This is a genomic window from Parafrankia sp. FMc2 (assembly GCF_041008525.1).
In the GTDB taxonomy this organism is placed as follows: Bacteria; Actinomycetota; Actinomycetes; order Frankiales; family Frankiaceae; genus Parafrankia.
Genome location: NZ_JBFLUG010000073.1, coordinates 1 through 26210, shown reverse-complemented (window position 1 = coordinate 26210; position 26210 = coordinate 1). Strand labels below are relative to the sequence as shown.

Below are 26210 nucleotides of genomic sequence, written 5' to 3'. Positions count from 1 at the left end.
CCCAGGAGTATCCCATGACCGTGACCAGCATCGACGTCTTCGACCCGGCCGTGTACGCCGCCGGCAATCCCAACACCTACGGGCTGCCGCTGGACGCCTACGAATTCATTCGTGATGAGAAGCCCTGCTATCTGCATGAGTTCCACGATCCGGCCTTGATCGACCGGGCGTGGGTGATCAGCCGCAACGAGGACATCTGGCGGGTCGATCGCGACAGCGAGCTCTACGCCGCCGACCGGGGTTACGTAAACGCTTGGAAGGTCACGCCGATCGACCCGACCATGGGCGGGATGCCCGCGATGCTCACCATGGACGGCGCCAAGCACAAGGAACAGCGCGGCGTGATGGCGAAGGGCTTCACGCCGGCGTTCGTCCGCGAGCTGGAGGAGAAGTTCCGCGGGTACGCGGCCACGGTCGTGGACCGGGCGCTGGAGAAGGGGACGATCAACTTCGTCCAGGAGATCGGCCACGCGATGCCGATGGAGGCCCTCGGTGATGTGCTCGGTGTGCCGCACGAGGACCGGCCGAAGTTCTTCGGCTGGGTCGACACCTTCGCGGCCCCCTTCGACACGCGGATCACTCCGTCATTCGACAACGTCATGGTGGCGATCGGCGAGCTTCTCGTCTATGCCGGCGATCTCGCCGAGCTCAAGCGGAAACATCCAGGCGACGACGTCCTGAGCCGGATTGTGGCGGCCGCCGACGTGATCTCCGAGGACGAGATTCTCGGCAACGTGGCGCTGCTGGCCAGCGGGGCCGCGGAGAGTACCCGCACGGCGCTGTCGCACGGCATGCACTCGCTGTTGCGGAACCCCGATCAGATGGCGTGGCTGCGGGAGCGGGCGAGCGACATACCGAACACCGCGATCCAGGAGATCGTGCGCATCGCCTCGCCGTTCACACACCTGGTGCGCACCGCGACCGCGACGCACGAGCTCCATGGGCAGACGATCGAGGAGGGCGACATCGTCCTCATGCTGTTCACCGCGGGCAACTTCGACCCGCGGGTTTTCGACGACCCGCGCGGATTCGACCTCGCCCGCGAGAAGAATCCGCACGTGAGTTTCGGGCGCGGCCCGCACCAGTGCCTCGGTAAGCACGTCGCGACGTTGGAGATGAAGATTCTGCTCGAGGAGCTGTTGCAGCGCACAAGGTCCATCGAGCAGGCCGGCGAGGTGTCGTACATACGTGACAACTATTCGCGCGGCGTGTTCGAGCTTCCCATCACGATCACCGCGGCCTGACCGGCCGTTGTCCGACAAGGAAGCCAGCATGAAAATTGAGGTCGATGTCGGCGCCTGCGAGATGCACGGCGACTGCGTGATGGAGGCACCCGAGGTCTTCGACCTCCAGGATGACTCGGACGTCGTCACGGTGCTTAACGACACGCCGCCCGAGGAGCTGCGTGCGAAGGTCGAGAGCGCGGCCCGGATGTGTCCAGTCTCAGCAATCTTGGTGAAGGACTGACGGTGCGGCGCATCGTCATCGTAGGCGGCGGGCTTGGTGGCTTCCGGACCGCCCGGTCGCTGCGGGCCGCAGGTTTCGACGGGGACGTCATCGTCGTGGGCGACGAGGAATCGTTGCCCTACGATCGGCCGCCGCTGTCGAAGCAGCTCCTGGCGGGCACCTTCACGCCGGAGCAGTGCCTGCTGGCCGGGGAGACGTCGGACGTGCGGTGGCTGCTGGGCACCGCGGTGGCCGGAGTCTCGCTCGGTCGCCAGGTCCTCACGCTGACGGACGGCACGGATCTCGGCTTCGACGATCTCGTCGTCGCGACAGGTCGGCGGGCCCGACCGTGGCCGGGCCCGCCGACGGTCGCCCGCGTGCACACCCTCCGTTCTCTGGCCGACGTGGCGGCGTTCCAGGCCGACCTGGCCGACGCGGTCGACGTCGTCGTGATCGGCGCCGGTTTCGTGGGGTGTGAGGCGGCGGCGACACTACGCCAGCGCGGCCTCGCGGTCACAGTCGTCGATGTGTCGGCCCATCCGATGCCGGTGCTGGGTGATGTCGCGGGGGAGGTTGCGCGTAAGCGCCACGCCGAGCACGGGGTCCGGTGGCGGCTTGGCACCACCGTGGCCGCGATCGAGGGACAGGCGCGGGTGCGGGGAGTGCGCCTGGCCGACGGCGAGCTCCTGCCCGCCGACGCGGTGCTCGTCGCGATCGGCTCCCTGCCCAACACCGAATGGCTGGCCGGTGCAGGCGTCGCGCTGCGGGGCGGCGCGGTGGAGGTCGACCGGACCGGCCGGGCCCTGGACGAGGCAGGAGCGCCCGTGCCGGGACTGTGGGCGGTCGGCGATGCCGCGGCCTGGGCCCACCCGCATGCACCCGGCCCGGTCTGCGTCGAGCACTGGTCCAACGCGCGGGACATGGCCGACGTCGTGGCGACGAATCTCGTGGCGGCCGCAGACGAGCGTACCGTGCTGACCTCCGTGCCCTCGTTCTGGTCGGACCAGTACGACATGAAGATCAAGTCGGTCGGCTACCTGCGTGCCGCCGATCAGCTTGCCCTGGTCGAGGAGGATCCGGCACGCCGTGCGCTCCTCGTGGAGGCACGGCGTGCCGGCGAGGTCGTGGGCGTGATCGCGTTCAACATGCCGAAGGCGGTGCTCGGCTACCAGCGAGCGCTGCGTCTGCGCTCGGCCTGATCTCAATAGAAGTCCGGACCGGGTTTCTATTGAGAAATATGGTCTCATAATGTGTGGATCGTGATGCGGGTCATAGGTCGTCCCGCCGCCTGGAGAAAGGAGCCCTCTATGGCGACCACGAGGGCTGCTGTGGTTCCCACCGCAGGCACATCGGCCGCACCGGCCGACCGGAAGCAGATCGCGGTCACTAACCCCGCCACCGGCGAAGCCGTCGGAGCGGTGCCAGATCAGACCGCGGCCGAGGTTGACGCGCTGGCCCAGACCCTGCGGGCCGCCCAACTCGAATGGGAGGACCTCGGCCCGCGTGGCCGGGCCCGGCACCTGCTGAACTGGCTGAACTGGATCGTGGACAACTCCGACCACGTCCTCGGGCTCGTGCACCGCGAGGCGGGCAAGTCCTGGGGCGATGCCTCGATCGAGCTCATGGTCTGCGTCGAAGTGATCAACTACTATGCCAAGCGCGGCGGGAAGTTCCTCGCCGACGAGCGGCGCTCGATCCACGGGCCCGCGTCGTTCAACAAGCGTCTGCGCATCCTCCGGCGCCCGTACCAGCTTGTCGGAGTGATCACTCCGTGGAACTACCCGCTCGCCATGCAGATGATGGACGTGCCAGGGGCGCTGATGGCGGGTGCCGCCGTTCTGACCAAGCCGTCCGAGGTCACCCCACTGGCCTGGGCCGAGGTCGTGCGCGCCTGGAACGAGGAGATCGACGCCCCTCCGGTGCTCGGGTGCGCCACCGGAGCCGGCGAGACCGGGCGGGCGGTCATCGAAGCCGTCGACATGATCCAGTTCACCGGTTCCACACGGACCGGGCGGGCGATCGGGATCCGCGCCGCCGAACGGCTGATCCCGGCCAGCCTGGAACTCGGCGGCAAGGACGCGATGATCGTCCTGTCCGACGCCGACTTGGATCGGGCCGTCCGCGGCGCGGTCTGGGGCGGTCTGTTCAACGCCGGGCAGTCCTGCGTCGCGGTGGAGCGCATCTACGTCGAAGCGCCTGTCTACGACGAGTTTGTCCATAGGCTCGTGGCAGAGGTGGGGCGGCTGCGCCAGGGACACGATGCCCAGGGGGCGTTCGCCGCCGACTACGGCGCGATGGCGACCGTCGATCAGCTGGCGATCGTCGAGCATCACGTCGCGGATGCGCTCGCCAAGGGCGCGCGGGTGTTGACCGGTGGCCGACGCGCCGAGCGCGGCCTGTTCTACCCGGCGACGGTCCTCGTCGACGTCGATCACTCGATGGACTGCATACGGGAGGAGACCTTCGGCCCGTTGCTGCCGGTGATGCGGGTGAAATCGGAGGAGGAGGCCATCGCGCTGGCCAACGACTCGCAGTACGGGCTTGCGGGCAGCGTCTGGACGTCCTCGCCGGCTCGGGGCCGCCGCGTCGGCCGCCGTATCGAGACCGGCGGAATGAACATCAACAACGCGATGACCAATGTGTTCCAGTTCCCGCTGCCGATGGGCGGTTGGAAGCAGTCGGGGATCGGCCACCGGTTCGGTGGGCCGAACGGGGTGCGCAAGTACACCCGCCAGCAGGCGTTCGTGTCCGAGCGGATCCCGCTGAAGAACGAGATGCACTGGTACCCGTACACGCTGGCGAAAGGTGCCCTGGTCAGGCGGGTGCTACGACTGACCGGCACGCACGGCTGGAAGCGGCGCCTCGGGCGCACGCCTTCGTAGGTCCCCCACCCCTTCTCGCCCCGCACAGACGACCGTCCCAGGAGCTCCCATGACCACGATCGACGTCGCAGCCGACGTCACCAGCAGACCCCTTGACGGCGGGACCGTTCCCGAGGCATTTCAGCGCGTCATCGCACGCTACGGCGACCGTCCCGCATTACGCACCATCGACGAATCGGTCAGCTACACCTGGCGCGAGCTCGGAGAACGGGTACGGGCGGTCGCGGCAGGTCTCGCGGGACTCGGGCTCGGACGCAGCGACACGCTCGCCCTGATCCTGCCGAACACGATCGAATGCCACCTCATCGACTACGCGGCCTACCACATCGGGGCAGTACCCTTCGCCGTGTTCAACAGCTCCCCGGCCGGGCAGATCACGCATCAGCTGCGCATTGCCGATTCGACGATTGTCATCACGCAGCAGTCGTTCCTCGACCGGGTTCGTGCGGCCGTCGCGGAACTGGGCGAGCAGGTTCGCCACGTCGTCGTCGTCGACGCGGATGTCGAGGGTGCGCTCACCCTGGCCGATGTGGAGGCGGCGGGTTCGCCGGACTTCGACTTCGACGCATCCTGGCGGGCGATCGCACCCGACGACATCGCCACCTTGATCTACACATCCGGGACGACGGGTATGCCGAAGGGCGCGCAGTGGTCGTACCGTACCGTGCTGAGCCAGCAGCGCTCGCTGGATGCCGCCCTGCCGCTGCCCACGGAAGGCATCATCTCGTTCCTGCCGATGGCCCACGCCGGGGGCCGGATCACCAGCCAGTACATGGCTCTTGCCTATGGGGCGGCCATCACCGTCTGCCCGGACATGTCGCAGGTACCGGTGGCACTGGCCAGGCACCGGCCCGACGCGTTCTTCTCGGTGCCCCGGCTGTGGGAGAAGCTGCAGGTCGCGATCGAGGGAGTCGTCGCCGCGGAACCGGACGAGGCCAAGCGCGGCGTGCTCCAGGCGGCGATTGAGACCGGCAAGAAGTATGTCTTGGCCGCGGAGGCGGGCTCGGGGGCCGGCGAGGAGGAGCTCGCGAAGCTGGTCACTCAGTACGACGAGGGCACCGAGCTGCTGCGTCCGGTGCTGGCGCGGCTGGGGCTTGACCGCATCAAGGCGGCGTTCGTCGGCGGCGCGCCGTCGGCTCCCGAACTGTCGATCTTCTTCCGCGCGGTCGGCGTGCCGATGCTCGAGGCATATGGTCTGACCGAGGGGTCGCTCAACATCTTCAACCGCGTCGAGGACTTCAAAGCCGGGACCGCGGGCAAGGCACTGCCGGGGGTCGAGATCAAGCTCGCCGAGGACGGTGAGCTTCTGGCACGCAGTGACCTGAACTTCGTCGGGTACCGGAAGCAGCCCGCCGAGACCGCTGACTCGCTCGATGCGGACGGGTGGCTGCACACCGGTGACATCGCCGTCATCGACGGCCACGGCTTCGTGATGATCGTCGACCGCAAGAAGGAGATCATCATCAACTCGCAGGGGAAGAACATGTCCCCGGCGCACATCGAAACCACGATCAAGGGTGAGAGCAGCCTGATCGGCCAGATCGTCGCGGTCGGCGACCGCCGCAACTACATCACCGCGCTCATCACCCTTGATCCGGAGGCACTGCCGGTGTACGCTAGGCGGCTCGGGCTTGAGGGCCACTCCCCGGCCGAGCTGGCCTCGCACCCGGAGATTCACACGGAGATCTCCCGCGCGGTCGAGCGGGGCAACGTCCGCCTCAACACCAACGAACAGATCAAGAAGTTCGCAGTGCTGCCGGCGGCCTGGCTGCCCGACAGCGACGAGATGACGCCGACGGCCAAGCTGAAGCGGCGCGTCATCCACCGCAAGTACGCCGACCAGATCGACCAGCTCTACAAGTCCTGACGGAGCTCACATGACGATCGCGGTGGGTCCCGCTGCCGGTGACTTCCGACTACGCACAGCTCCGATCGATCATCTACGGGGCGGCCCCGATGCCGGTCAACGCCAGCCGCAAGGCCATGCGCCGCAACCTTCGCGAGGTCGCGAAGCGAACGGAGGAGATCAGCACATGATGGTCGACCACGGCCCACTTACCGGGCTGGTTGTCATCGAGCTGGCAGGGATCGGCCCGGGACCCTACGCGGCGATGCTGCTGGCCGACATGGGGGCCGAAGTGATCAGGGTGGAGCGCCCCGGCCCGCCCGCGAGCGGTGTGGACCCGTTGGTCGACGTGCTGCGCCGCAACCGGAAATCGGTGGTCGTCGATCTCGGCAAGCCAGCGGGGGTCGATGTCCTCAAACGTCTGGTCACGCGGGCAGACGTATTCCTGGAAAGCTTCCGGCCCGGTGTCACCGAGCGGCTCGGCCTCGGCCCGGACGATTTGTGGGCGGTCAACCCGCGGCTGGTGTATGGCCGGATGACGGGGTGGGGGCAGGAGGGCCCGCTCGCGTACTCGGCAGGCCACGACATCGGCTACATCGCCGTCACGGGTGCGCTGGGGGCGATCGGGCGCGTGGGCGAGGCGCCGGTAGCGCCGATCAACTTCGTTGGTGATTTCGGGGGCGGATCGCTGTTCCTGACGATGGGTGTGCTCGCCGCCGTGTGGGAGACTGCGCGCTCGGGGCGGGGCCAGGTTGTCGACGCCGCCATCGTCGACGGCGCGGCGTCGCTGACCGGTATCCTGCACGGCCTGATGGCCTCGGGTCGCTGGCGTGACGAGCGGGGAGTCAATTTTCTCGACGGCGGCGTGCCCTGGTACGACACCTACGAGACCGCCGATGGGCGGTGGATGGCGGTCGGTGCTCTCGAACCGAAGTTCTATGCGACATTCGTCGACCTGCTCGGCCTCCCGAAGGAGGCCGGCGACCGCGACGATGCGGCAAGGCGGCCACAGCTGCGTGCGGCGATCGCGACCGCGTTCGCGGGCCGCACGCAGGCCGAGTGGAGCAAGATCTTCGATGGGACGGATGCCTGCGTCGCCCCGGTGCTGTCCCTGCGCGAGGCCCCGCGGCATCCTCACCTGGTGGCGCGCGAGAGCTTCATCGATGTGGGGGGCGTGCCCCAGCCCGCGCCCGCGCCGCGATTCTCCCGCACGCGGTCGGCGTCCCCGAACGCTCCGGTGGCTCCCGGCGCGCACACCCGCGAGGTGCTCGAATCCCTCGGTCTCGATGTCGACGAGCTTGTCGCAGCCGAGGCCGTCGTCACGGATTCGGCCGCTGGTAGCCGCCCCGCAGCGCCTGCCGGCGGCACTCGGCTTCCGACGAGGCTGGTCGAGGTGGAGCCCGGGACAAGGCTGGTTGTGCAGGATCTCGGCGACGGGCCGGCCGTTGTCCTGGTGCCCGGCTTCGGCCTGGATCATACTCTCTGGGATCGGACGGCCCTGCTGCTCGCCTCGGCCGGCTACCGCGTGGTGTGCGTGGACCAGCGTGGGCACGGCGGGTCGGACAAGCCGTTCACCGGCTACGAGGTCACCCGGTTGGCGGCCGACCTGGGCGCGGTGATCGACACTCTCGCACTCGACGATGCCACCGTCGTCGGGCACTCCTTCGGAGGGCAGGTGGCCTTCGGGCTGGCGGCCGCCCGCCGGGATCTGGTCGGCAAACTGGTACTGGTCGGATCGAGCGGGGTCCGCGCGAGCCGCAGCATCGGGTTCCCGTTCGGCGCGCCCGTAGAGGCGGTGCTGCCCGCGTTGCTGAGCGGTGAGGAACAGGACCGGATCAGCTCCCGCCGCGAGACCCTCGTCTCGGCGTTCGCTCAGAAGCCGACCGAGGAGGTCACGGCGTGGCTGCTCGAGATCTCGTTGAGGATGCCGTCACGGGCGGCGCTCGCCTGCTACCACTCGATGCTCGAGACCGATCTCCTCGACCTGATCCCCGCGGTGACACAGCCCGTCCTGCAGGTCATCGGGGCGCATGACCCTGTTCATTCGGCCCGGGGCGCCCGATGGCTTAACGCCCAGCTGGCCAGTGCCACCCTGGTGGAGCTGCCCGACTGCGGTCACTACCCAATGCTGGAGGCCCCCACCGAGTTCGAGCGCGCTGTGCTCGAGTTCCTGCCAACGCGGTAGTCACCAACCGCGTACCTCCTGCCACTCGGTGCGCAGCAGATGTTTCCGCACCTTGCCGGCGGCGTTGTGAACGAGTCCTGTCGATGGCACTGATGGTCAGGTCGTTGCCGTAGCGCCCGTTGACGCTGCCAGTCGAGCCCTTCTATTATTGAGCTTGCTAGTCCAAAAATATCCGCCTGTGGTCGCCGAGGCTCTCTGGCCGCTCGGCGGACCCGGTTCGGGACACCTCTCGAACTGGGCCGTCGTAGGCCCGGCCGATGCGGCAGGAGCGGCTTGGTGGGTCCGGGCCACGAGACGTCGTGGCCGGTGCCGTGCTCTAAAAGCTGTCGTCAACCGAGGTCGTCTGGTAGCCGCGCCGTTGGTCGTGGTGCGCGAAACCGATGCCGACTCGCCGGCGCGCGTCCATTGTTGTACGAAGCGATGGCGGATCCGTTGATAGGGGAAAGATGTCCCAGATTCTTCCATTCGTCGTCACTGGACTGGCGACCGGCGCGGTGTACGGACTCGCGGGCACCGGGCTGGTGCTTACATACAAGACCGCAGGTGTCTTCAACTTCGCCCACAGTGCGGTCGCAGCGGTCGCGGCCTACGTCTTCTATTCGCTCTACGTGCAGCAGGGCTGGCCGTGGTGGTCTGCGGCGGTGGTCGCGGTGGCGTTGTTAGGACCGCTGCTGGGACTAGTCCTGGAGCTTCTCGCGCGATCCATCCAAACAGCCGTACTGGCGTTGCAGGTCGCCAGTACGGTTGGCTTATTGCTGGTGATCCAGGCATGCCTCGTACTGACGTACGGAAACACCGAACTGCGGACGGTTCCGGATTTTCTCGGCGCGGAGACCGTGCGGTTGTTCGGGACGAAAGTGAAATGGTCGCAGATCGTCACGTTCGGATTCGCGGTGCTGGTCACCGCGGGGCTGTCGGTGATGTTCCGGCGGACCAGACTGGGCGTGGCGATGCGCGCGGTGGTCGACGATCCGGCCCTGCTGGACCTCGCCGGGACCAGCCCGCGGGTGACCCGCCGCTATGCATGGACGATCGGATCGACGATGGCCGCGGCGTCCGGGGTGCTGTTCGCTCCGCTGCTGCCGCTGGACCCCATGCAGCTCACGCTTTTGGTTGTAGCCGCGTTCGGAGCGGCCGCGATAGGCGGTTTCACCAGCCTGACGCTCACCTTCGCTGGCGGTCTGCTCATCGGAGTGCTGGCGTCGCTGGCCACCAAGTACTTCTCGGACGGGCCGTTGGGAGGGCTGCCATCGTCGTTGCCCTTTACCGTCCTGTTCGCCGTGCTGCTGTTCTTCCCCCGCCGCTACCTCGTCGGGCGGCCGCGCACCGTGGTACGCGCTCGTCCGCAGTGGGCGGCCCCGTTGCCGTTGCAGCTCGGCGCGGGTGCCGGGCTGCTGGTCGTGCTGGTGCTGGTGCCGTCGTTCGCGGGAATCCGGCTCACCGACTGGACGGTCGCGGTGGCAACCTCGATCGTCTTCCTGTCGCTCGGGCTGCTGGTGCGGACCTCCGGGCAGGTCTCGCTCTGCCACGTCGGCTTCATGGCGATCGGCGCCGCGGCATTCTCCCGTTTCACCGTCGACGTCGGGCTGCCGTGGCTGCTCGCGCTCGTGCTGTCCGGGCTCGTGGCGGTTCCGGTCGGCGCCGTTCTCGCGATCCCGGCAATCCGGCTCAACGGGCTCTACCTGGCACTGGCGACCTTTGGGTTCGGCATCTTTCTGCAGTACATGTTCTACGCGCAGGAGTACATGTTCGGGCCGACCAGTGCGGGGCTCGAGGAGCCCCGTCCCTATCTGTCGTGGCTGCCGATCGACGATGACGAGGGGTACTACTACCTCGTGCTGACGCTGGCGGTCGCCACCGTCGGCGCGCTGGTGCTGCTCGACCACAGCCGGCTCGGCCGGCTGCTGCGAGGTCTGGCCGACTCGCCGACCGCGCTAGAGACCAACGGCGTGACCGTGAACGTCACGCGGGTGTTCGTCTTCTGCCTGTCTGCCGCGCTGGCGGCGGTCGGCGGCGCATTGGCCGCAGTGGCCCAGATGACGGTGTCCCCGGACTCGTACCATCCGTTACTGTCGCTGACCTATTTCGTACTGATTGTGATCGTGGTCGGTGGCAACCCCTGGTACGCGATCATGGCGGCGGGTGTGCTGGTGTTGATTCCGGCCTACTCCGACGGCGACGACGTCGCGACGGTGTCGCAGCTTGTGTTCGGCGCGCTGTCGGTGGCTGTCGCGCTGCTGCCGGCGTCCGCGCGGAGCCTGCCGCCGGTTGTTCGTAACGTCCTCGACGCCGTGCTGCGGCCGCGGCACCGCACCGCGCCGCAGCTCCCGGAAACGGGTGCCTCGTTCGCTGACGGGCGCGAGAGCGAGGGCAGTGTGAAGGAACTGGCGACCGGAGGACTGGTGGCGTCCGGTGCGACACTGCCGGTCGGCGAGGTCGAGGGGATCGACGTCGAGTCCGGTGACCTCGAGGTGCGTGGGCTGAGGGTGCGGTTCGGTGGGCTCACCGCGGTGGATGACGTCAGCCTGGTCGCGCCGGGCGGACAGGTCACTGGCCTGGTCGGGCCGAATGGCGCGGGCAAGACCACCACGTTCAACGTGTGTTCGGGGCTGCAGCGGGCTACCAGCGGGAAAGTTGTCCTTGGTGGTCGCGACGTGTCCCGTCGCAGTCCCGCCGCCCGGGCACGTCGCGGTCTGGGACGGACCTTCCAGAAGATGGAGTTGTTCGACTCTCTGACGGTCCGGGAGAACGTCGCGGTCGGCGTCGAAGGGCCGTTCGCGGGTGCGAACCTGCTCGCTCACCTGTTCGGCCGGCCAGGTCAGCGCGAGGCGGTGCGGTCGGCGACGCAGGCGGCGATGGAGTTGTGCGACGTGGCCGACGTCGCCGACGTACCGGTGGTGAATCTGTCGACCGGTCATCGCAGGCTCGTCGAACTCGCCCGGTGTCTTGCCGGCTCGTACCGGCTGTTGCTGCTCGACGAACCGTCGTCCGGCCTCGACCGGGCCGAGACCGCCCGGTTCGGCCAGATCCTTCGCCGGGTGGTGGCTGATCGCGGGGTAGGGGTATTGCTGGTCGAACACGACATGTCCCTGGTACTCGACGTGTGCCAGCAGGTCTACGTGCTCGACTTCGGTCGGCTCGTGTTCGCCGGACCACCGGCAGAGCTCGTGGACTCCCCGATCGTACGGGCGGCGTACCTGGGTGACGCGGCTGTGGAGCTAGCGGCCGAGGCGGAGGCGACGGTATGACCACGGCAATCACCGGAGCGCCACGCCGGGTAAATGCCCTCGAGGTTCGTGGGCTTGTCGCTGGCTACGGCCGCACCACAGTCCTGCGCGAGGTGAACCTGACTGTGCCCGCCGGGTCGGTGGTCGCCCTGCTCGGGCCGAACGGGGCTGGGAAGACGACGTTGCTGCGGACGGTGTCCGGCCTGCTCCGTCCTTCCGGTGGGACGGTTCTGGTCGACGGCGAGGACGTGACGACCAGGACACCGCACGCCCGGGCGCGCGCCGGGGTGTGCCTGGTCCCGGAGGGGCGGGGGGTGTTCCCCAACCTCACCGTGCGAGAGAACCTGGCGTTGGCGGTGCCGCGGTGGCGCAAGGGAACCGACGTCGAGCCGGCGCTGGCAGCCTTTCCCGTGTTGCGGGAGCGCATCCGGCAGATTGCGGGCACGATGTCCGGCGGTCAGCAACAGATGCTCGCGCTCGCCAGGTGTTATCTCGCCGGGCCCTCCGTCATCCTGCTCGACGAGGTGTCGATGGGTCTGGCCCCGAAAGTCGTCGACGAGATCTTCGAAGCGTTGGCCGGCCTAGCCCGTTCCGGGGCGTCGCTGCTGGTGGTCGAGCAGTACGTCAATCGTGCGCTCGCCATGGCGGACTTCGCCTGCCTGCTCAATCGTGGCAGCGTCACCTATACCGGCCCGGCCGATCTGCTGGATGAGGCCGAACTCACCCGCAGGTACCTCGGAGCGGACCTCGATGCCGAGCACGGCACGGCGGCTGGCGATACCGAGCCAGTCCCACTGCGCCCCTGACCAAGCCTCGCTGGCCGCTCGATCGGTCGGCGGGACTCCGGGTCCATGTCGCCGTCGACCTGTGACACGCAGTCCTCGGCGTCGCCGGGGCGTGAGTGGCCCTTCCACCAGCGATGGAGTACGCACGTGACCACAGGGTGTTCGGTCGACTGCTCGCGGAGTTCGAGAACGCCCGTTGACGCCTCTGGTCAGCTCTCTTATTATTGAGCCTCGTAGATTCAAAAATCTACGTTCCTTCCTGTCTTCGGTGCCAAAGCTCCTTCCGGTCACCTCCGGTTGAAGCTTTGGAGCACGATGATCTTTCTTTCGTTGAGTCATCCAGTCAGAAGGAGCTTCGCGGATGGTCGCCTGAACAGAATCCGCCCAGTGGATAGATCCGGGCCTAAGCAAGCCTGAACGTGCTGGACGGCCGGTCGTTCTGCGACCGGCCCGTCGCGAGCACTCGTTGTGGCTCGCGGCAACCGGGGCTTCCGGCAGGTGTGGGCAGTTCGTCCCATCGATAGTTTCGACGCGGCTTCCCCGCTGTCGGCCCGCTGTGACCCCGACCGGCATGCCGATCCTGCGGGTATCGAGCTGCCAACGCCTAAGGCCACTAACCGATAGGACTTTCTCGTCGATAGAACTTACTCGTTTAGTGTGGTGACTCGTCCGCCATAGAGAAAAGATGTCCTAGCGACACGGAGCCCCGCCATATCTCGACAGATTATTTAGGAGGAAATGAAATATGTATTATTTATTGCGTGATGTTTTGTATGTGAAGATGGTGCGCCGCGTGTGGACGCGGCTGGCCGTAGCCGTCTTCACGACACTGGCGATGTTTCTTGTGGCAGCCTGCGGCTCGGACTCTGCCGCGGATTCCGAGGCGGCGTCGGGAACCGGCGGACTCGACGGGAAGCCTATCGTCATCGGGGCGATCTGTAGCTGCTCGGGTGCTCAATCGGCAGCTCTCGGACTCCTCAAAGAGGTCTCGCTCGCCTGGGCGGAGTCCGTCAACGCGGGCGGCGGCATCAACGGCCATCCAGTCCAAATGATGGTCGAGGACGACGGCGGGGACCCGGCCAAGGCACTACGGGCCGCCAAGAAATTGATCGAGGAGAAGGGCGTCGTCGCCATCGTGGGTGACGGGAGCGTGGCGGATGCCGCCTTCGCGGACTATGTCTCGAAAAAGGGCGTGCCGGTGGTCGGCGGTCTCCCCGTCGAGTCGACGTTCCTGACCAACCCCGACTTCTTCGCGACCGGTTCGTCGCTGCCGGTCGGCCTGGTCGGCAGCTTCATGGAGGCCGAGGCCGCGGGTGTCAGGAAGATGGGCGTATTGTACTGTGCCGAATCACCGGTGTGCGCTCAGGTTGAGGGTCTCGCCACCGCGGCGGCCTCGCTGGTGGACGGCATCGAGGTGACCTTCGGTCAGATCTCGGCGACCGCTCCCGATTACAACGCGCCGTGCCTCTCGATGAAGGAACAAGGCGTGGACGGACTGTTCGTCGTACATAACGGTTCGGTCCTGGGACGGGTGTTCAAGTCGTGCGCGCAGCAGGGATTCACCCCGACTCCGGTCGCCAACGCTACCCCAATTATACCCGAGTTGCTGACCATCAAGGAGCTCGAAGGTATTCTTATCGCTGCTCCCGCGGTCATGTACACCGATGCCTCGGTGCCTGCGGTGGCGGAGTTCCTCGAGGCGCTGGATGCGTACGCTCCGGGGGTCCGAAACAGCCCACAGTTCTCCTACACTACCATCATCCCCTGGCTGAGCGGAAAGCTTTTCGAGGCTGCGGCAGAGGTCGCCGACCTCTCGCCGGACTCCAAGCCGGCTGATGTCAAGCGCGGCCTGTATGCGCTCAGGGACGAGACACTCGACGGCTTGATGGCGCCGACGACCTACGTCGAAGGAAAGCCGACGTTCACGCCGTGCTATTTCACGGGGACTATTGAGAGCGGTGCGTACGCTACGCCCGACGGGTCCGCGCCGAAGTGTCTGACCGAAGAAAAGGCCACCGCTCTCGGTAAAATTCTGGCTGACCTTGGGAGCTAGCCCCAAGGGTGTAGAGATCATCCGCTGTCTGAAGTACTACGTGGCACGGGAGATCTACGCGATCCTTACTGCTCCCAGCACGCCAAAAGATCTTCCTGTGGCCGCTGGACATCCACAGGGGCATCCCCCGGACACGCTGCCACCTCACGTTATTTTTCGGGTCAGTGCCGGCGCCCGCGGACCTCCGGTGGCTGGGCGGGACGTCGAGGTGACTGTTGCCACACCTGATTATGAGACGTTAAGATTCATAAAAGCTGGCTGAGGGGAGCGGCAGATGGGTCCCGCGAGGGTCAGAACGGTGCCGTCGGTGGATGTCGTCCGTGCCTTCTACGACGCGCTCAACCGGCGGGACGTCGACGGGCTCACGGCGCTCGTCAACGGGTCCTTCGACGAGGCGGCCGTGTTGGAGTTACCGCCGTCGCTCCCGTACGGCGGCCGTGTGGCGGGTGTGGCGAAGCTGCGCCGGATGTTCGCCGCGATGGCTGGCGGGCAGGCCGTCGTCGGTCCTCGGGTGGTCGAGGTGGAGCGCATCGTCGGGGGCGACGACAGCGTGGTGGCCGTGCTCGCCTTCGACTGGGGCCCCCCGGGCGGAGGTGACGCGATCGCCTCGGGTGCCAGCGAGCTTTGGTCGTTCCGTGCAGGGAAGGTGACGTCGATCCGCGCGTACTACTGGGACACCGCCGCGCTTGTCGCGAGCTCGACCAGCCCGAAACCCGGGCGATGACGACCTACGATCCACAGCTCACGCTCGAGGCCATCGACGAGCTCTCACCGGGCCGCCCGCGCAGTGAGCACATGTTGCGGGTGCTTGGCGCGCTGGCCGTCGGCTGCTCGGCCGCCTCGATCTCCTTCTTCGGCTCACCCGCCGCCTGACAGCAATATTCTCGCCACGCCTCACGGGAGTTTCTTCCATCGTCAGTTTCTCATCCCTCACCCCACTGAGACCGGAGCCTTTCCTATGTCCGGAAGGTCAACGATGTCCAGATCTGAAGTCGAACTCCAGCATGCGGAGTCCCCCGCGCCCCACGTCTTACCCCTGGAGTCCTGCTCAGCCGAGCAGCATCAACGGGTCGGAGGCAAGGCCAGGGGGCTGTACGAGCTGATCGCGCTGGGGCTGCCGGTGCCGGCCGGGTTCGTGGTCACCGCTGACGCCTTCCGCCACTCGATGTCCGCGGCGGGGGCCGATGCGCGAATCGCGGCGCTCATCGAACGCGACGATCTCTCTGACGACGACAAGTCGCGGCAGGCACAGAAACTCGTGCGGGAACTGGTGCTGGCGCCGGAGCTCGTCGAGCAGGTCGGTGCCGCGTACGCGCAGCTGGGCGGTAGGCCTGTCGCGGTGCGCTCGAGCGGGATCGCGGAGGACACCGCGGCGGCGTCGTTCGCCGGCCAGCACGATACCTATCTGTGGGTGGAGGGAACCGACGCCGTCTGCGAGCTGGTGGTGCGCTGCTGGGCGAGCCTCTACAACGCGAACGCCATCGTGTACCGATCCCGGTTCGACGTTCCCGACGAGGACGTGGCGATGGCGGTCGTCGTGCAGCGCATGATCCCGGCGGTCGCTGCGGGCGTGATGATGACGCTGGAACCCGTGACTGGGGACAGATCAAAGATCTTCATCGAGTCGGCGCACGGTCTCGGTGAGGGTGTGGTGGTCGGCGACGTGCTCTCCGATCGTTTCTGGGTGGACAAGCCGACCCTCTTGCGGCACCGGCAGTCGATCAGCGTCCAGACCTCACGGCACGCCTTCGACCCGGCGCAGGGACGGGTGGTCGTCCAGGACCTGGATCCGGAAATCGGACGCCGCGCGAGCATCGACGAAGAGCTGCTTCTCGAGATCGCGGCGCTGGGCCGAGAGATCGAGTCGGCGTTCGGAACCGCGATGGACGTCGAATGGGCAGTGTCCGCCGACCGTGAGGTGTTCCTGCTGCAGGCCCGCCCGGAGACGGTGTGGAGCAATCGTCCGCCGCGTGAGGAGAGCCGGACGGCGGCGCGGACACCGGGGTCGCCGGCGGCGGCCGAGCGCACCACGATGCACGAGTCGCTCAACCCCGACTGGTACTACTCGACGGCCAATCTAGGCGAGGCGGCGCCGGGAGTGCTCGCACCGCTGTCCTGGTCGGTGTGGGGACCCGGGGCCGAGATCGCCGCTCGATACGGATTCGTGCGGATGGGGGTGTTGGAGAAAGCGAAATCCGGAATACCGAAGAACCCGCACGAACGCTTCGTCACCATCGCGTTCGGGCGTGCGGTCGCGTCGGTCAGCGCATTCTATGAAATGGGGGAGCGCATACCCGGAGCGGGCGGTGACAAGATCGCCGAGTCGTTGCTGGGCTCCGTTCCAGATGGGATGACGTCACATCCCACCAAGCGGCGCTACCTGCACGTGGCCTGGAACATGCCACGTGCCTTCATTCGCGCCAAACGTGTACTGACCAGGCAGCATGTCGAGATCGCCGAGTGGTGGAGGTGTGAGCTCGCCCGGAACCCGCGGCTGAGCCTGACGGAGGCTCAGGCACAGTTCCTCGACGCCTGCGACAAGTTCCAGAAGGCGACCGCGGTCCAGGCACAGGGCAACATCGTCGCTGTTCCCCCGGTGCTGGAGCAGCTCGAGAAGCTGGTCCAGCGGACCGGCATGCGGGAGCGTTTCGGCCAGCTCACCGCCGGGGGCGGCGACCACGCCGAGACCGACGTGATAGCCGATCTGTGGGACCTTGCCAAGGGCAGGCTCGACGAGGCGGAGTTCCTCGCCCGGCACGGCTATCACGGTGCGATGGAGGGCGACATCGCGGGCATGGTGTGGCGTGAGGACCCGGAGCAGGTCCGTCGACTCGCGGCCCTCTATCGCAAGCAGGACGACAGCAAGGACCCCCGTGTCACGGCCGTGGAGCGGGCCCGTGAGCGTGAGGCCGCCGAGGCCGAGCTGCTCGCCCGGGTCGGCCTTCTCCAACGCCCCTCAGCGTGGCTGGTCCTGCGGCTGGCCCGCCGGAATATGCCGTTGCGCGGCCTCGGTAAGGTGAATTTCCTGCGCTCCCTGGACATCGCACGCGCCGCCGCGCGGCGTATCGGTGCGCTTCTTGTCGTCGACGGGGTGCTCGACGACATCGACGACGTGATGTATCTGACGACCGACGAGCTGTCCAGGACCATTCCCGCGGACGCGCGCGCCCTCGTCGCCGAGCGCAAGGCCGAGCATGCCCGCTACCGCGGCTACGAGCTGCCGACCGCGTTCTGGGGAAAACCCATTCCGGCCGTGCGTGACATTGCGGGGGGGCGCCCCTCGGCCGGCGTCGACCGGGTGAGCGGCATCGGTGTCAGTGCCGGCGTGGTCGAGGGCATCATCCGGGTTGTGACCGATCCGACCTTCGCCGAGGTCGAGCCAGGGGAGGTACTCGTGGCGACCACGACCGACCCGAGCTGGGCGCCGATAATGCTCGTCTCCGCGGCCCTGGTGGTCGACATCGGCGGAATGCTCAGCCACGCCGCCGTCGTCGCCCGCGAGCTGGGCCTGCCCTGTGTGGTCAATTCGGGTAACGGCACGAGTGTTCTGCGCACGGGTGACCGCGTCCGGGTCGACGGTGCTGCCGGCACCGTCGATGTCCTCGAACGCGCACGCTGAATCCTCGCACACGGAGAGGGACATGCCACATGGCAATCACACCGGCCGACGACTATTTCCACCCGCGGCCTGACGACCCGTACTGGAACGAGGCCAGCTGGTTCTCGTTCATGGTGCCTGAACGCGATCTCGCCGGGTTCGTGTACTTCTACCATCGGCCAAACATCGGCTACACAGTCGGCGGAGTAGCGGCCTGGGACCGGTCGGGCGGCGAGAACTACGACTGTTTGCTCTACGACTGGGGTGAGCCATACAAGCTGGCCGACGGCGCGCAGATGTACGATTTCTCGCTCGACAACGGCCTGACCGTGGAGCTGCTCGAACCGCTGGCCTCCTACCGTTTCACCTACGGCGGCACGACCGCGTTCAACACCGGCGACGCGCTCGAGCTGGTTTTCACCGCGACGGCGCCGCCGCATGACGCAGGCATGCCGGGCGGGCTCGACGAGTGGGGAACCGGTCACCTCGACCAGCCGGGGCGCATGACCGGCACGCTGACGCTGGGCGGAGAGCGGATCGAGATCGACTGCGTCGCCGAAAGGGACCGCTCGTGGGGCGTGCGTAACATCGTCAACAATCCGCGTGGCCAGATGATCTGGGCGAGTGGTGAGCACAGCAGCTTCCACGCCCTGGCCGTGAGCCGGATCCCGCCTGCGGAGGATCCGGTCATCGGCACGGCCGAGGACGTCATCATCGGCTTCTATCTCAAGGACGGCCAGTACGGCGACATCGAACTCGCCTCGGGCAACACGATCGCGGTGACCGAACGCGACGAGACCGGCAGGCCGATCGCCTACCGGTTCGAGGCGACCGACTCCCTGGGTCGTCGGGTCGAGGCGGACGGCCGCGTCCGTAACGTATTCAACTGGCAGGGCTACTCCTGGCTGATGACCTTCTGGTCGCTGGTCGAATGGCACTTCGACGGGCAGGTCGCCCTGGGTGAGGGGCAGGACTACTGGCCGCTGGCCCAGTCTCGTCAGTTCATGCGACGTCTGGCCGCCGCTGCGCCCATCCCCACCGCCGCATCCGTCGACTGACTGGTTGCCGCATATTTTATGAGACGATAAAGTTCAAAAGAGTCCCGAGTGAGGGGATCTCCGTTCGCCGCCGCGCCGCCAGGCGGTGGGGGGCTCTTTCCGTCGTGCCTACCGCTTCCGTCGTGCCTACCGCCTCGCCGAGGGAGATTTCATGTCCCGTACCGCCGTCATCGTCGACGCGATCCGCTCTCCGATGGGCAAGGGCAGAGCACCCAGGAACGGCCGGCCGGGCGGGGTGCTGTCCTCGCTCCACCCGGCCGAGCTTCTCGGGCAGGTGCTGCGGCAGCTGATCGACCGCAACGGCATCGATCCCGGCGTCGTCGACGACGTCATCACCGGCTGCGTCAGCCAGGTCGGTGAGCAGTCCGGCCCGATCGGCCGGTGGTCCTGGCTGGCGGCCGGCCTGCCCGAGCAGGTGCCCTCGGTCACCGTGCACCGCGCGTGCGGCTCCAGCCAGCAGGCGGCCGACTTCGCGGCTCAGGGCGTGATCGCGGGCGTGTACGACGTCGCCGTCGCCTCGGGTGTGGAGTCGATGAGCCGCATCCCGATGCTCACCGCCCGGATCGGCCAGGACCCGTTCGGGCCGTCCGTCGCCGACCGCTACGCGCCCGGCCTGATCCCGCAGGGCGTGTCGGCGGAGCTCATCGCGACCCGGTGGAAGTTCACCAGGGACGTCCTCAACGAGTTCGCGGCGGCCTCGCACCGGCGGGCCGTCGAGGCGGATCTCTCCGGGGAGATCGTCCCGATCACGCTTCCCGACGGAACCGTCGTCTCGACCGACGAGACGCCGCGTCCGACGACGACCGCGGAAGGGCTGGCGCAGCTCAACCCGTCCTTCCGGACCGAGGAGATGCAGGCCCGGTTCCCCGAGATCGAGGAGTGGAACATCACGCCAGGCAACTCCTCACAGCTCACCGACGGCGCCTCGGCGCTGCTGATCATGAGCGAGGACAAGGCGAACGATCTCGGCCTACGCCCCCGCGCACGCTTCCACGCCTTCGCTCTTGCCGGCGACGACCCGATCACGATGCTGACCGGGCCGATCCCGGCCACCGAGAAGGTGTTCGCGCGTAGCGGCCTCGCGATCGACGACATCGACCACTACGAGGTGAACGAGGCGTTCGCGCCGGTGCCGCTGGCCTGGGCCCGGCACTTCGGCGCCGACCCGGCCCGGCTCAATCCGCGTGGCGGCGCGGTCGCGCTGGGCCATCCGCTCGGCGCGTCGGGCGGCCGGCTTCTCACGACGATGCTCCACGGCCTGGAGGCCACTGGTGGCCGCTATGGCCTGACCACGATGTGTGAAGCCGGGGGCATGGCGAACGCGACGATCATCGAACGGCTCTGAGAGGAACGCTGTGGATATCACCGGCATCTCCGCGGTTGTCACCGGCGGTGCGTCGGGTCTCGGGCTGGCGACGGTCCGCCGGCTCCTCGCCCAGGGCGCCGCGGCGGTGACGATCGCAGATCTCGAGTCCTCCGGCGGCAAGACCGTCGCCGACGAGCTCGGGGAGCGAGTGCGTTTCGTCGCGGCCGACGTGCGTGACAGCGAGGCGCTCGGGCGCGTGCTCGACGCGGCGGAGGAAGCCGGGCCGCTGCGGGCCGTGGTGCACTGCGCCGGTCGGGGCGGCCCCGTCCGGCTGGTGGACAGGGACGGCTCGCCCGGCTCGCTGGAGACCTACACCGAGATCGTCTCGATCAACCTGATCGGCACGTTCAACGTGCTGCGCCTGACCGCGGCACGGATGGCGGATAACGAGCCGAAGGACGGCGACCGCGGGGTCTGCGTGCTCACCGCGTCGGTCGCGGCGTTCGAAGGCCAGATCGGGCAGATCCCCTACGCGTCGTCGAAGGCGGGCATCGTCGGCCTGACGATCGTCGCCGCCCGCGACCTGGCGTCCAGGAACATCCGGGTGTGCACCATCGCGCCCGGCACGTTCGACACACCGCTGCTGGCCAGGCTCTCCGCGGACGTGCGCGCCTCGCTTGCCGCGACCGTGCCGCACCCCAGCCGGCTCGGTGATCCCGACGAGTTCGCCCGGCTGGCGACCGCCGTCATCGACAACGGCATGCTCAACGGCGAGACCATCCGCCTCGACGGCGCGATCCGGATGGCGCCGCGGTGACGGGCGCGGTCCGCGTCGAGGTCGACGAGCGATCCGATGTCCAGACCGCGGTGCTGACCGGCGCCGGTCAGGTGTTCAGCGCGGGGATGGACCTCAGGGCGTTACGGTGATGCCCGGGCCACGGCGGTGATACTCGCCCGCAGCATCGCGGCGAACGCCCCGCTGGCCGTGCGGACGGCGAAGTCCCCGCTCGGAGCTTCCGTGGACTGGCCGGTCGAGGAACTGTTCAGCCGCCAGCGTCCATACGCCGACAGGGTCCGCGAGTCTTCCGACGCGGTCGAGGGCGCACGAGCTTTCGTCGAGAAGCGGGCCCCGGTCTGGGCCGGCCACTGAACGCCTCGGCGCAGAGAGAGGACGACCATGATATTTGAGCTGACCGACGAGCAGCAGGAGATCCGCGCGCTGGCACGCAAGGTCGCCCGCGACTGGTACGCCCCGAAGGCTCGGGAGTGGGACGCGAACCGAACCAATTTCCCCGCGGCCGAGCGCAAGCGGATCGCGGAGCTCGGGCTGTTGGCGCTCACTCTTCCCGAGGAGTACGGCGGTGGTGGGCGGCCGTTGATCGACGCGCTGCTGGTCCAGGAGGAGTTCGCGCGAGCGAACCCCCTGGCCGCCTGGCCGATCTTCGAGGCCTCCGCGGGCCCGTCGAGGGTGATCGACCTGTTCGGCACGCCGGAACAGAAACAACGCTTTCTGCCGCCGGTGGCGGCCGGGGAGAGGCTGATCGCCATCAGTATCTCCGAGCCGGAGGCGGGCTCGGCCGCCACGGACGTGTCGACGCAGGCCCGGGTCGACGGCGACGAGGTCGTCATCAACGGCGCGAAGCGCTGGTGCTCCGGAGCGGGCCACGCTGATCAGTACCTGGTGTATGTCAGGTTCGGCCAGACACCCGGCGGACGCGGTATGGGCGCTGTCCTGGTCGACAAGGACACGCCCGGACTGAGTTTCGGCCCGCAGGAGGAACTGATGGGCCACCGCGGTGTCGGGTCGGCAGACATGTTCTTCGACGACGTCCGCGTCCCGGCCGAGAACGTGATCATCCAGGAGGGTGGGTTCGGCAAGCTGTTCACGGCCTTCTCGATCGAACGGCTCGGCAACAGCACCATGTGCCTGGCCATCGCCCAGGAGGCGCTCGACCGCACCGCCGCCTACGTGCAGGAACGGCGCCAGTTCGGCAAGGCGGTCGTCGACTTCCAGACCGTGCAGGACACCCTTGCCAAGATGGTCGTCGACGTAGAGGCCGCGCGGATGCTCATATGGCGAGCCGCTGTACGGGCCGGCCGCGGAGCGCCGAAGACGCTGGATGCGTCGGTGGCGAAGGTCTACGCCAACGAGATGGTCAAGCGAGTCACCGACATGGCGATCCAGCTCCATGGCGGGTACGGCTACGCTGCAGAGTACGAGATTGAGCGGATGCACCGCGACGCCATCGGTTGGGCGATCGCGGGCGGCACACCGGCAATTCAGCGAACCCGCATCGCTTCGGAGTTCCTCGGCCGCCGCTTCGACCAGCGGTCCTGACGTGTCGGGGGCAGTGGTGTACGCGCGTTCGATCTTCGAGGAAGACCACGCGGTCTTCCGTGAGACGGTCCGGCGGTTCCTCACCGAGGAGGTCGCTCCGCACCTCGACCAGTGGCGCCGCGGGGGCGGTGTCGGGCCGAGGCTGTGGGTGAGTGCCGCCGAGCTGGGCCTACTGGGCACGATGGCGCCCGAGGAACTGGGCGGCGGTGGGGTCGACGACCCGCGGTTCGTCGCCATGCTCGTCGAGGAGACGATGACGGCCGGGGCGACGGGGCTGGCGCACCTGCTGGCGCTCAGCTGTGGTGTGTGCCTGCCTGCCCTGATCGAGTATGCGTCCGTCGAGCAGCTCACCGCCTGGCTCGAGCCGGTGATCGAGGGGCGGGGTCCTGCCGTGCCCGTGGCCGTCGGGCCGCCACTCGAGGCCCACGCCGACGATGGCGAGTGGCGGCTGAGCGGCTGGGCGCCTGCGGTGCCCGGTGGAGCGAGCGCCGCGCTCCTGGTGGTCGGCTTCTCGACCGAGGGCGAAGACGGTGTGGCTGTGATCGACGGCGACCGGCTCGGGCTGCAGCGCCGCTCGGTCGCGGACGCGCTCGGCGGCCGCGACGCCGGGCAGGCCGACATCCACTTCGACGATGTCCGCGTGGGGCCCGGGGACGTGCTCGCGAACGGGGAGACCGTCCTGCGGAGCATACGTCGCGACCTCGACCTGTGGACGGCGGTGCTGGCTGCTGCAGGAGCCCTCGGCGTGCTGACATCCACGGTGGAGTACGTCGGGAGCAGACGGGTGTTCGGCAGGCTGCTGGCCGAGTTCGAGAACACTCGGCACCGGCTCGCCGAGGCTGCGGTGTTGCTCACCGCCGCGCAGTTGATCGTCGACGACAGCGTGCGCGCGCGGTGGGCGGGCACACTGAGCGCCGGGCAGGCGGCCGCGGCGCGCATCACCGCGGCGCAGGCCCACGACGAGGCGGTCGACCGTGGCCTGCAGCTGCACGGCGGGTACGGATACATGCGGGAGTACCCGATCTCGGTCGCGTTCGCCGACGCGCAGTATCTTCGCCAGCAGGAACGTCAGGTCTCCGACGCCCGCGATGTGGTTGCCGCCGGGATCGGACTCTGATCCGAAAATCAATCCGGATGTGGGCAGGCTAGCGCCCACCCAGCATCTCGGCGCTGGGTGATGATTGAGCCTTTCCCGGTAACGCGTCGTCACATGGCGTAACAGCAATGGCGTGTTGGGTGTCAGGCGGCCGGGCCGCACGTCCGAGACCCACAGCGGCCAGCCGTCGTCGGGGCCGACAGCACCTGGATGTTGCCGCCGTGGTTGGAGATCTTGCCGGACCACCACAGGTCCACGTCTTCGGTCGGGCCGGGTATACGCAGCCGGTCGGTCTCGATGACCGTAGCCCACCGACCGGCTGACCCCATGATCGGTGAACAGCTGTCTGGCCTTGGGGTCGTCACAGAACCAGCGCAAGACCATCACGGCCTGTTCCAGCGCCGACAGTGTACGGGTACCGCTACGGGCGCCACGACGCTGACGCTCCGCGACCAGCAGGCCGGCGAAGCGCAGAACAGTTGTCAGGATGGACCGGCCGACCGCGACGATCGCTTTCTTCTTCCCGCGGCGGCGGGCGAAGCGCGCCCACGAGGCCAGGTGGCCAGCGGTCGGGAAACGGGACATGTCCACGCCGGTCGTACGACACGAAAGTCGCACATTGAGCCTTTCCGAGCTGAACGGATGCTGGGGTCGATCGTCAGCGACGATCGACCCCAGCATCGTGGTGATGTGGTCAGCCGCCGAGTCGGAGTATGGCTAGCGTGTCCTGGAACAGATTTGTCGCCCCGGTGACCGTACCCCCGTTCTGGGGGAAGCCGGGGTCAGTACCAAAGCTCGGAAGCCAGAGACGCGCGATCTTTCCTGCCGTGAACTCCGGGGAATAGAGCGCGCCGTCTGAGCCGGTCTTGATCTCGTCGTTCCACGTTGCCGGTGTGAGTAGAGGGTACTCGCCGACGACGGTCATGGTCGCCGGATCGATCCGTGCGAACTTGTTGCCCACACTCTCGTCGGTGTAGATATAACCGTCAACACCCCTGGTAACGCCGATCGGTACCGATGCAGGGGTCGGAATCACGGCTTCGGTGAAGGTCTCCGTGGTCGGGTCGAAGTGGGCGATCGCATTCGCGCCACTTTCAGAGAACCAGATCTGACCGTCGTAGGAACGAATCACGAATGGCAAGGCGGCCGGTGTTGGAACGTTGTACTCCGTTATTTCCTGCGTAGCGTAGTCGAATCGCAGGAGCTTGTTCCCGATGATCTCGACGAACCAGTGAGCGCCGTCCTGGCCGGCAGTACCACCGATGATACCGGAGAGAGGAGTCGGCACGTTGTACTCGGTGACAACGTGCGTCTGTATATCGATCTTAGCGATCTGATTCGATGCCGTCTGAGTGACGTAGATGTTGCCATCGGCGCCTGTGGCGAGGCTCATGGGAACCGATGCCAGTGTCGGCAACGTGATTTCATGGATCCCATACGGAGCCGTCATCGAAATGTATCCGATGGTGTTTCGCTCCGGATCGTTGAACCAGAGGTTTCCGTCGCTGCCGACGGCCATGTCGCAGGGGCCGATCGGGAAGACGCCCGGCAGCGGAACGGGCAGGTTCAGGACGGGAATGATTGTCGCCGGCGGAAGATCGAACTTTTGTATATGGCCAGTCACCAGATCGATCCGGCCGAGTCGTCTCGTCGCCATCTCGACGTACCAGAGAGACCCGTCTGGCGCGGTCTCGACGTTACATGGCTGGCTGATTGGGCTCGCCACTGTTATCTCAGTGAGGTCGTACCCGTCCCGGGCCACCGCAGGGGTTGCGGTTGTCGTGGCGACGGTGATGATAAGCGTCAGAAAAGATACGGCTAAAGCCACCCACCTTCGCATGATAGTTAGACGTGAACCCGTTCGTAAACAGCGACCGCTCATAGCAATCCTTTCAATCGGCGCCAATGGATGTCGGTGGCGGTGCTGCAAACCTTGTCTTTTGCACAGGCCGCCACCAGGTGTATATCCGAGGTGTGTGGCATGGTTCGAGCCCGAGGTATGATCGACTATGCGTCGCCAGGTTCTGGCGGCGTCGAGTACGACGAGACCTGCCTAAGAAGGCTAAGAAGGGCAGAATCAGGCGGTCATGGCGACGAATGTTTTGCTAGCAAATCATTGAGGACTTCGGCGGGTGTTGCCCAGTCCAACGTCTGTCGTGGCCTACCGTTCAGCTGTGCGGCTACTTCATCGAGCTCGTCCTGGAATGCAAGGACAGATCGGTGCACTTCGGGAAATTCTGGCGTAGAAGCCCGTTGGACGCTCCTATGTCTGTCAAGAGCTGGCTGAGAGCTCGGTGGTGCGGGTCGCTGCTTCGATGCGGCGGTAGAGGCGTCGAGCGAGGGCGCGTTTGAGGGAACGTCGGACGTCGCGGTGGGTCTTGCCTTGGGCG

The 26210-nt window shown here is 67.3% G+C and carries 20 protein-coding genes and 3 pseudogenes; 20 read left to right on the top strand and 3 right to left on the bottom strand.

Features of this window, described 5'->3' with window-relative positions; genetic code table 11:
- Positions 1–14 precede the first annotated feature (14 nt).
- The 20 genes and pseudogenes from AB1460_RS22715 to AB1460_RS22620 all read left to right on the top strand — a co-directional run bounded on the left by AB1460_RS22715 (position 15) and on the right by AB1460_RS22620 (position 23841).
- A complete protein-coding gene (locus AB1460_RS22715; RefSeq protein ID WP_368963947.1) occupies positions 15–1244 on the top strand; it encodes a cytochrome P450 in 1230 nt (409 codons plus the stop codon).
- Positions 1245–1272: 28 nt separating this feature from the next.
- Positions 1273–1467: a ferredoxin gene (locus AB1460_RS22710; RefSeq protein ID WP_368963945.1), complete on the top strand. Its 195-nt coding sequence runs from the start codon at positions 1273–1275 to the stop codon at positions 1465–1467.
- Positions 1468–1469: 2 nt separating this feature from the next.
- The gene (locus AB1460_RS22705; protein ID WP_368963944.1) at positions 1470–2645 is read left to right on the top strand and encodes an NAD(P)/FAD-dependent oxidoreductase; all 1176 of its coding nucleotides are present in this window, start codon (positions 1470–1472) and stop codon (positions 2643–2645) included.
- Between the two features lie 108 nt (positions 2646–2753).
- Positions 2754–4328, top strand: a complete 1575-nt coding sequence (locus AB1460_RS22700) for an aldehyde dehydrogenase family protein (protein WP_368963943.1) — start codon at positions 2754–2756, stop codon at positions 4326–4328.
- 49 nt (positions 4329–4377) lie between these two features.
- Positions 4378–6195 carry an AMP-dependent synthetase/ligase gene (locus AB1460_RS22695; protein ID WP_368963941.1) on the top strand — a complete coding sequence of 606 codons (1818 nt, stop codon included), beginning with the start codon at positions 4378–4380 and terminating at the stop codon, positions 6193–6195.
- Positions 6196–6233: 38 nt separating this feature from the next.
- Positions 6234–6365, top strand: coding sequence for a hypothetical protein (locus tag AB1460_RS22690; RefSeq protein WP_368963939.1), 132 nt, complete (start codon positions 6234–6236; stop codon positions 6363–6365).
- A pseudogene (locus AB1460_RS22685) lies at positions 6365–7495 on the top strand (CaiB/BaiF CoA transferase family protein); the annotation flags it as partial. The gene AB1460_RS22690 and the pseudogene AB1460_RS22685, both read left to right, overlap by 1 nt.
- A gap of 72 nt (positions 7496–7567) precedes the next feature.
- Positions 7568–8359 carry an alpha/beta fold hydrolase gene (locus AB1460_RS22680; RefSeq protein ID WP_368963962.1) on the top strand — a complete coding sequence of 264 codons (792 nt, stop codon included), beginning with the start codon at positions 7568–7570 and terminating at the stop codon, positions 8357–8359.
- Between the two features lie 446 nt (positions 8360–8805).
- Positions 8806–11607 (top strand): ABC transporter permease subunit, encoded by a 2802-nt coding sequence (locus tag AB1460_RS22675; protein ID WP_368963938.1) that lies wholly within the window; start codon positions 8806–8808, stop codon positions 11605–11607.
- Positions 11604–12392, top strand: coding sequence for an ABC transporter ATP-binding protein (locus tag AB1460_RS22670; RefSeq protein WP_368963936.1), 789 nt, complete (start codon positions 11604–11606; stop codon positions 12390–12392). The genes AB1460_RS22675 and AB1460_RS22670 overlap by 4 nt, the downstream gene beginning before the upstream one ends.
- 724 nt (positions 12393–13116) lie before the next feature.
- Positions 13117–14424 carry an ABC transporter substrate-binding protein gene (locus AB1460_RS22665; RefSeq protein WP_368963934.1) on the top strand — a complete coding sequence of 436 codons (1308 nt, stop codon included), beginning with the start codon at positions 13117–13119 and terminating at the stop codon, positions 14422–14424.
- Between the two features lie 274 nt (positions 14425–14698).
- Positions 14699–15148, top strand: a complete 450-nt coding sequence (locus AB1460_RS22660; protein WP_368963932.1) for a nuclear transport factor 2 family protein — start codon at positions 14699–14701, stop codon at positions 15146–15148.
- On the top strand, positions 15145–15297 hold the full coding sequence (locus tag AB1460_RS22655) for a hypothetical protein (RefSeq protein WP_368963930.1): 153 nt from the start codon (positions 15145–15147) through the stop codon (positions 15295–15297). Before AB1460_RS22660 ends, AB1460_RS22655 begins: the two co-directional genes overlap by 4 nt.
- A 103-nt stretch (positions 15298–15400) precedes the next feature.
- Positions 15401–18043: a PEP/pyruvate-binding domain-containing protein gene (locus tag AB1460_RS22650; protein WP_368963928.1), complete on the top strand. Its 2643-nt coding sequence runs from the start codon at positions 15401–15403 to the stop codon at positions 18041–18043.
- A 29-nt stretch (positions 18044–18072) separates the two neighbouring features.
- On the top strand, positions 18073–19080 hold the full coding sequence (locus AB1460_RS22645) for a DUF7065 domain-containing protein (RefSeq protein WP_368963927.1): 1008 nt from the start codon (positions 18073–18075) through the stop codon (positions 19078–19080).
- Between the two features lie 151 nt (positions 19081–19231).
- Positions 19232–20425, top strand: a complete 1194-nt coding sequence (locus AB1460_RS22640; protein WP_368963925.1) for a thiolase family protein — start codon at positions 19232–19234, stop codon at positions 20423–20425.
- Positions 20426–20435: 10 nt separating this feature from the next.
- Positions 20436–21203, top strand: a complete 768-nt coding sequence (locus tag AB1460_RS22635) for an SDR family NAD(P)-dependent oxidoreductase (protein WP_368963924.1) — start codon at positions 20436–20438, stop codon at positions 21201–21203.
- Between the two features lie 126 nt (positions 21204–21329).
- Entirely contained in the window at positions 21330–21536 is a 207-nt protein-coding gene (locus AB1460_RS22630) for a hypothetical protein (protein ID WP_368963923.1), read from the top strand.
- Between the two features lie 27 nt (positions 21537–21563).
- Entirely contained in the window at positions 21564–22724 is a 1161-nt protein-coding gene (locus AB1460_RS22625) for an acyl-CoA dehydrogenase family protein (protein WP_368963922.1), read from the top strand.
- A 13-nt stretch (positions 22725–22737) separates the two neighbouring features.
- On the top strand, positions 22738–23841 hold the full coding sequence (locus tag AB1460_RS22620) for an acyl-CoA dehydrogenase family protein (RefSeq protein WP_368963920.1): 1104 nt from the start codon (positions 22738–22740) through the stop codon (positions 23839–23841).
- A gap of 105 nt (positions 23842–23946) precedes the next feature.
- Here AB1460_RS22620 and AB1460_RS22615 read toward each other — a convergent pair.
- From AB1460_RS22615 to AB1460_RS22605, 3 genes and pseudogenes are all read right to left on the bottom strand, one after another.
- A pseudogene (locus tag AB1460_RS22615) lies at positions 23947–24330 on the bottom strand (IS5/IS1182 family transposase); the annotation flags it as partial.
- A gap of 184 nt (positions 24331–24514) precedes the next feature.
- Entirely contained in the window at positions 24515–25648 is a 1134-nt protein-coding gene (locus AB1460_RS22610; RefSeq protein WP_368963918.1) for a hypothetical protein, read from the bottom strand.
- Positions 25649–25905: 257 nt separating this feature from the next.
- Positions 25906–26078 (bottom strand): annotated as a pseudogene (locus AB1460_RS22605) (IS30 family transposase); the annotation flags it as partial.
- Positions 26079–26210: the final 132 nt, after the last annotated feature.

Coding starts and splice junctions, on each gene's coding strand:
- AB1460_RS22675 (WP_368963938.1), top strand. CDS start 8,806: ATGTCCCAGATTCTTCCATTCGTCGTCACTGGACTGGCGACCGGCGCG.
- AB1460_RS22625 (WP_368963922.1), top strand. CDS start 21,564: ATGATATTTGAGCTGACCGACGAGCAGCAGGAGATCCGCGCGCTGGCA.
- AB1460_RS22645 (WP_368963927.1), top strand. CDS start 18,073: ATGGCAATCACACCGGCCGACGACTATTTCCACCCGCGGCCTGACGAC.
- AB1460_RS22650 (WP_368963928.1), top strand. CDS start 15,401: ATGTCCAGATCTGAAGTCGAACTCCAGCATGCGGAGTCCCCCGCGCCC.
- AB1460_RS22700 (WP_368963943.1), top strand. CDS start 2,754: ATGGCGACCACGAGGGCTGCTGTGGTTCCCACCGCAGGCACATCGGCC.
- AB1460_RS22695 (WP_368963941.1), top strand. CDS start 4,378: ATGACCACGATCGACGTCGCAGCCGACGTCACCAGCAGACCCCTTGAC.
- AB1460_RS22665 (WP_368963934.1), top strand. CDS start 13,117: ATGTATTATTTATTGCGTGATGTTTTGTATGTGAAGATGGTGCGCCGC.
- AB1460_RS22670 (WP_368963936.1), top strand. CDS start 11,604: ATGACCACGGCAATCACCGGAGCGCCACGCCGGGTAAATGCCCTCGAG.
- AB1460_RS22660 (WP_368963932.1), top strand. CDS start 14,699: ATGGGTCCCGCGAGGGTCAGAACGGTGCCGTCGGTGGATGTCGTCCGT.
- AB1460_RS22655 (WP_368963930.1), top strand. CDS start 15,145: ATGACGACCTACGATCCACAGCTCACGCTCGAGGCCATCGACGAGCTC.
- AB1460_RS22710 (WP_368963945.1), top strand. CDS start 1,273: ATGAAAATTGAGGTCGATGTCGGCGCCTGCGAGATGCACGGCGACTGC.
- AB1460_RS22715 (WP_368963947.1), top strand. CDS start 15: ATGACCGTGACCAGCATCGACGTCTTCGACCCGGCCGTGTACGCCGCC.
- AB1460_RS22640 (WP_368963925.1), top strand. CDS start 19,232: ATGTCCCGTACCGCCGTCATCGTCGACGCGATCCGCTCTCCGATGGGC.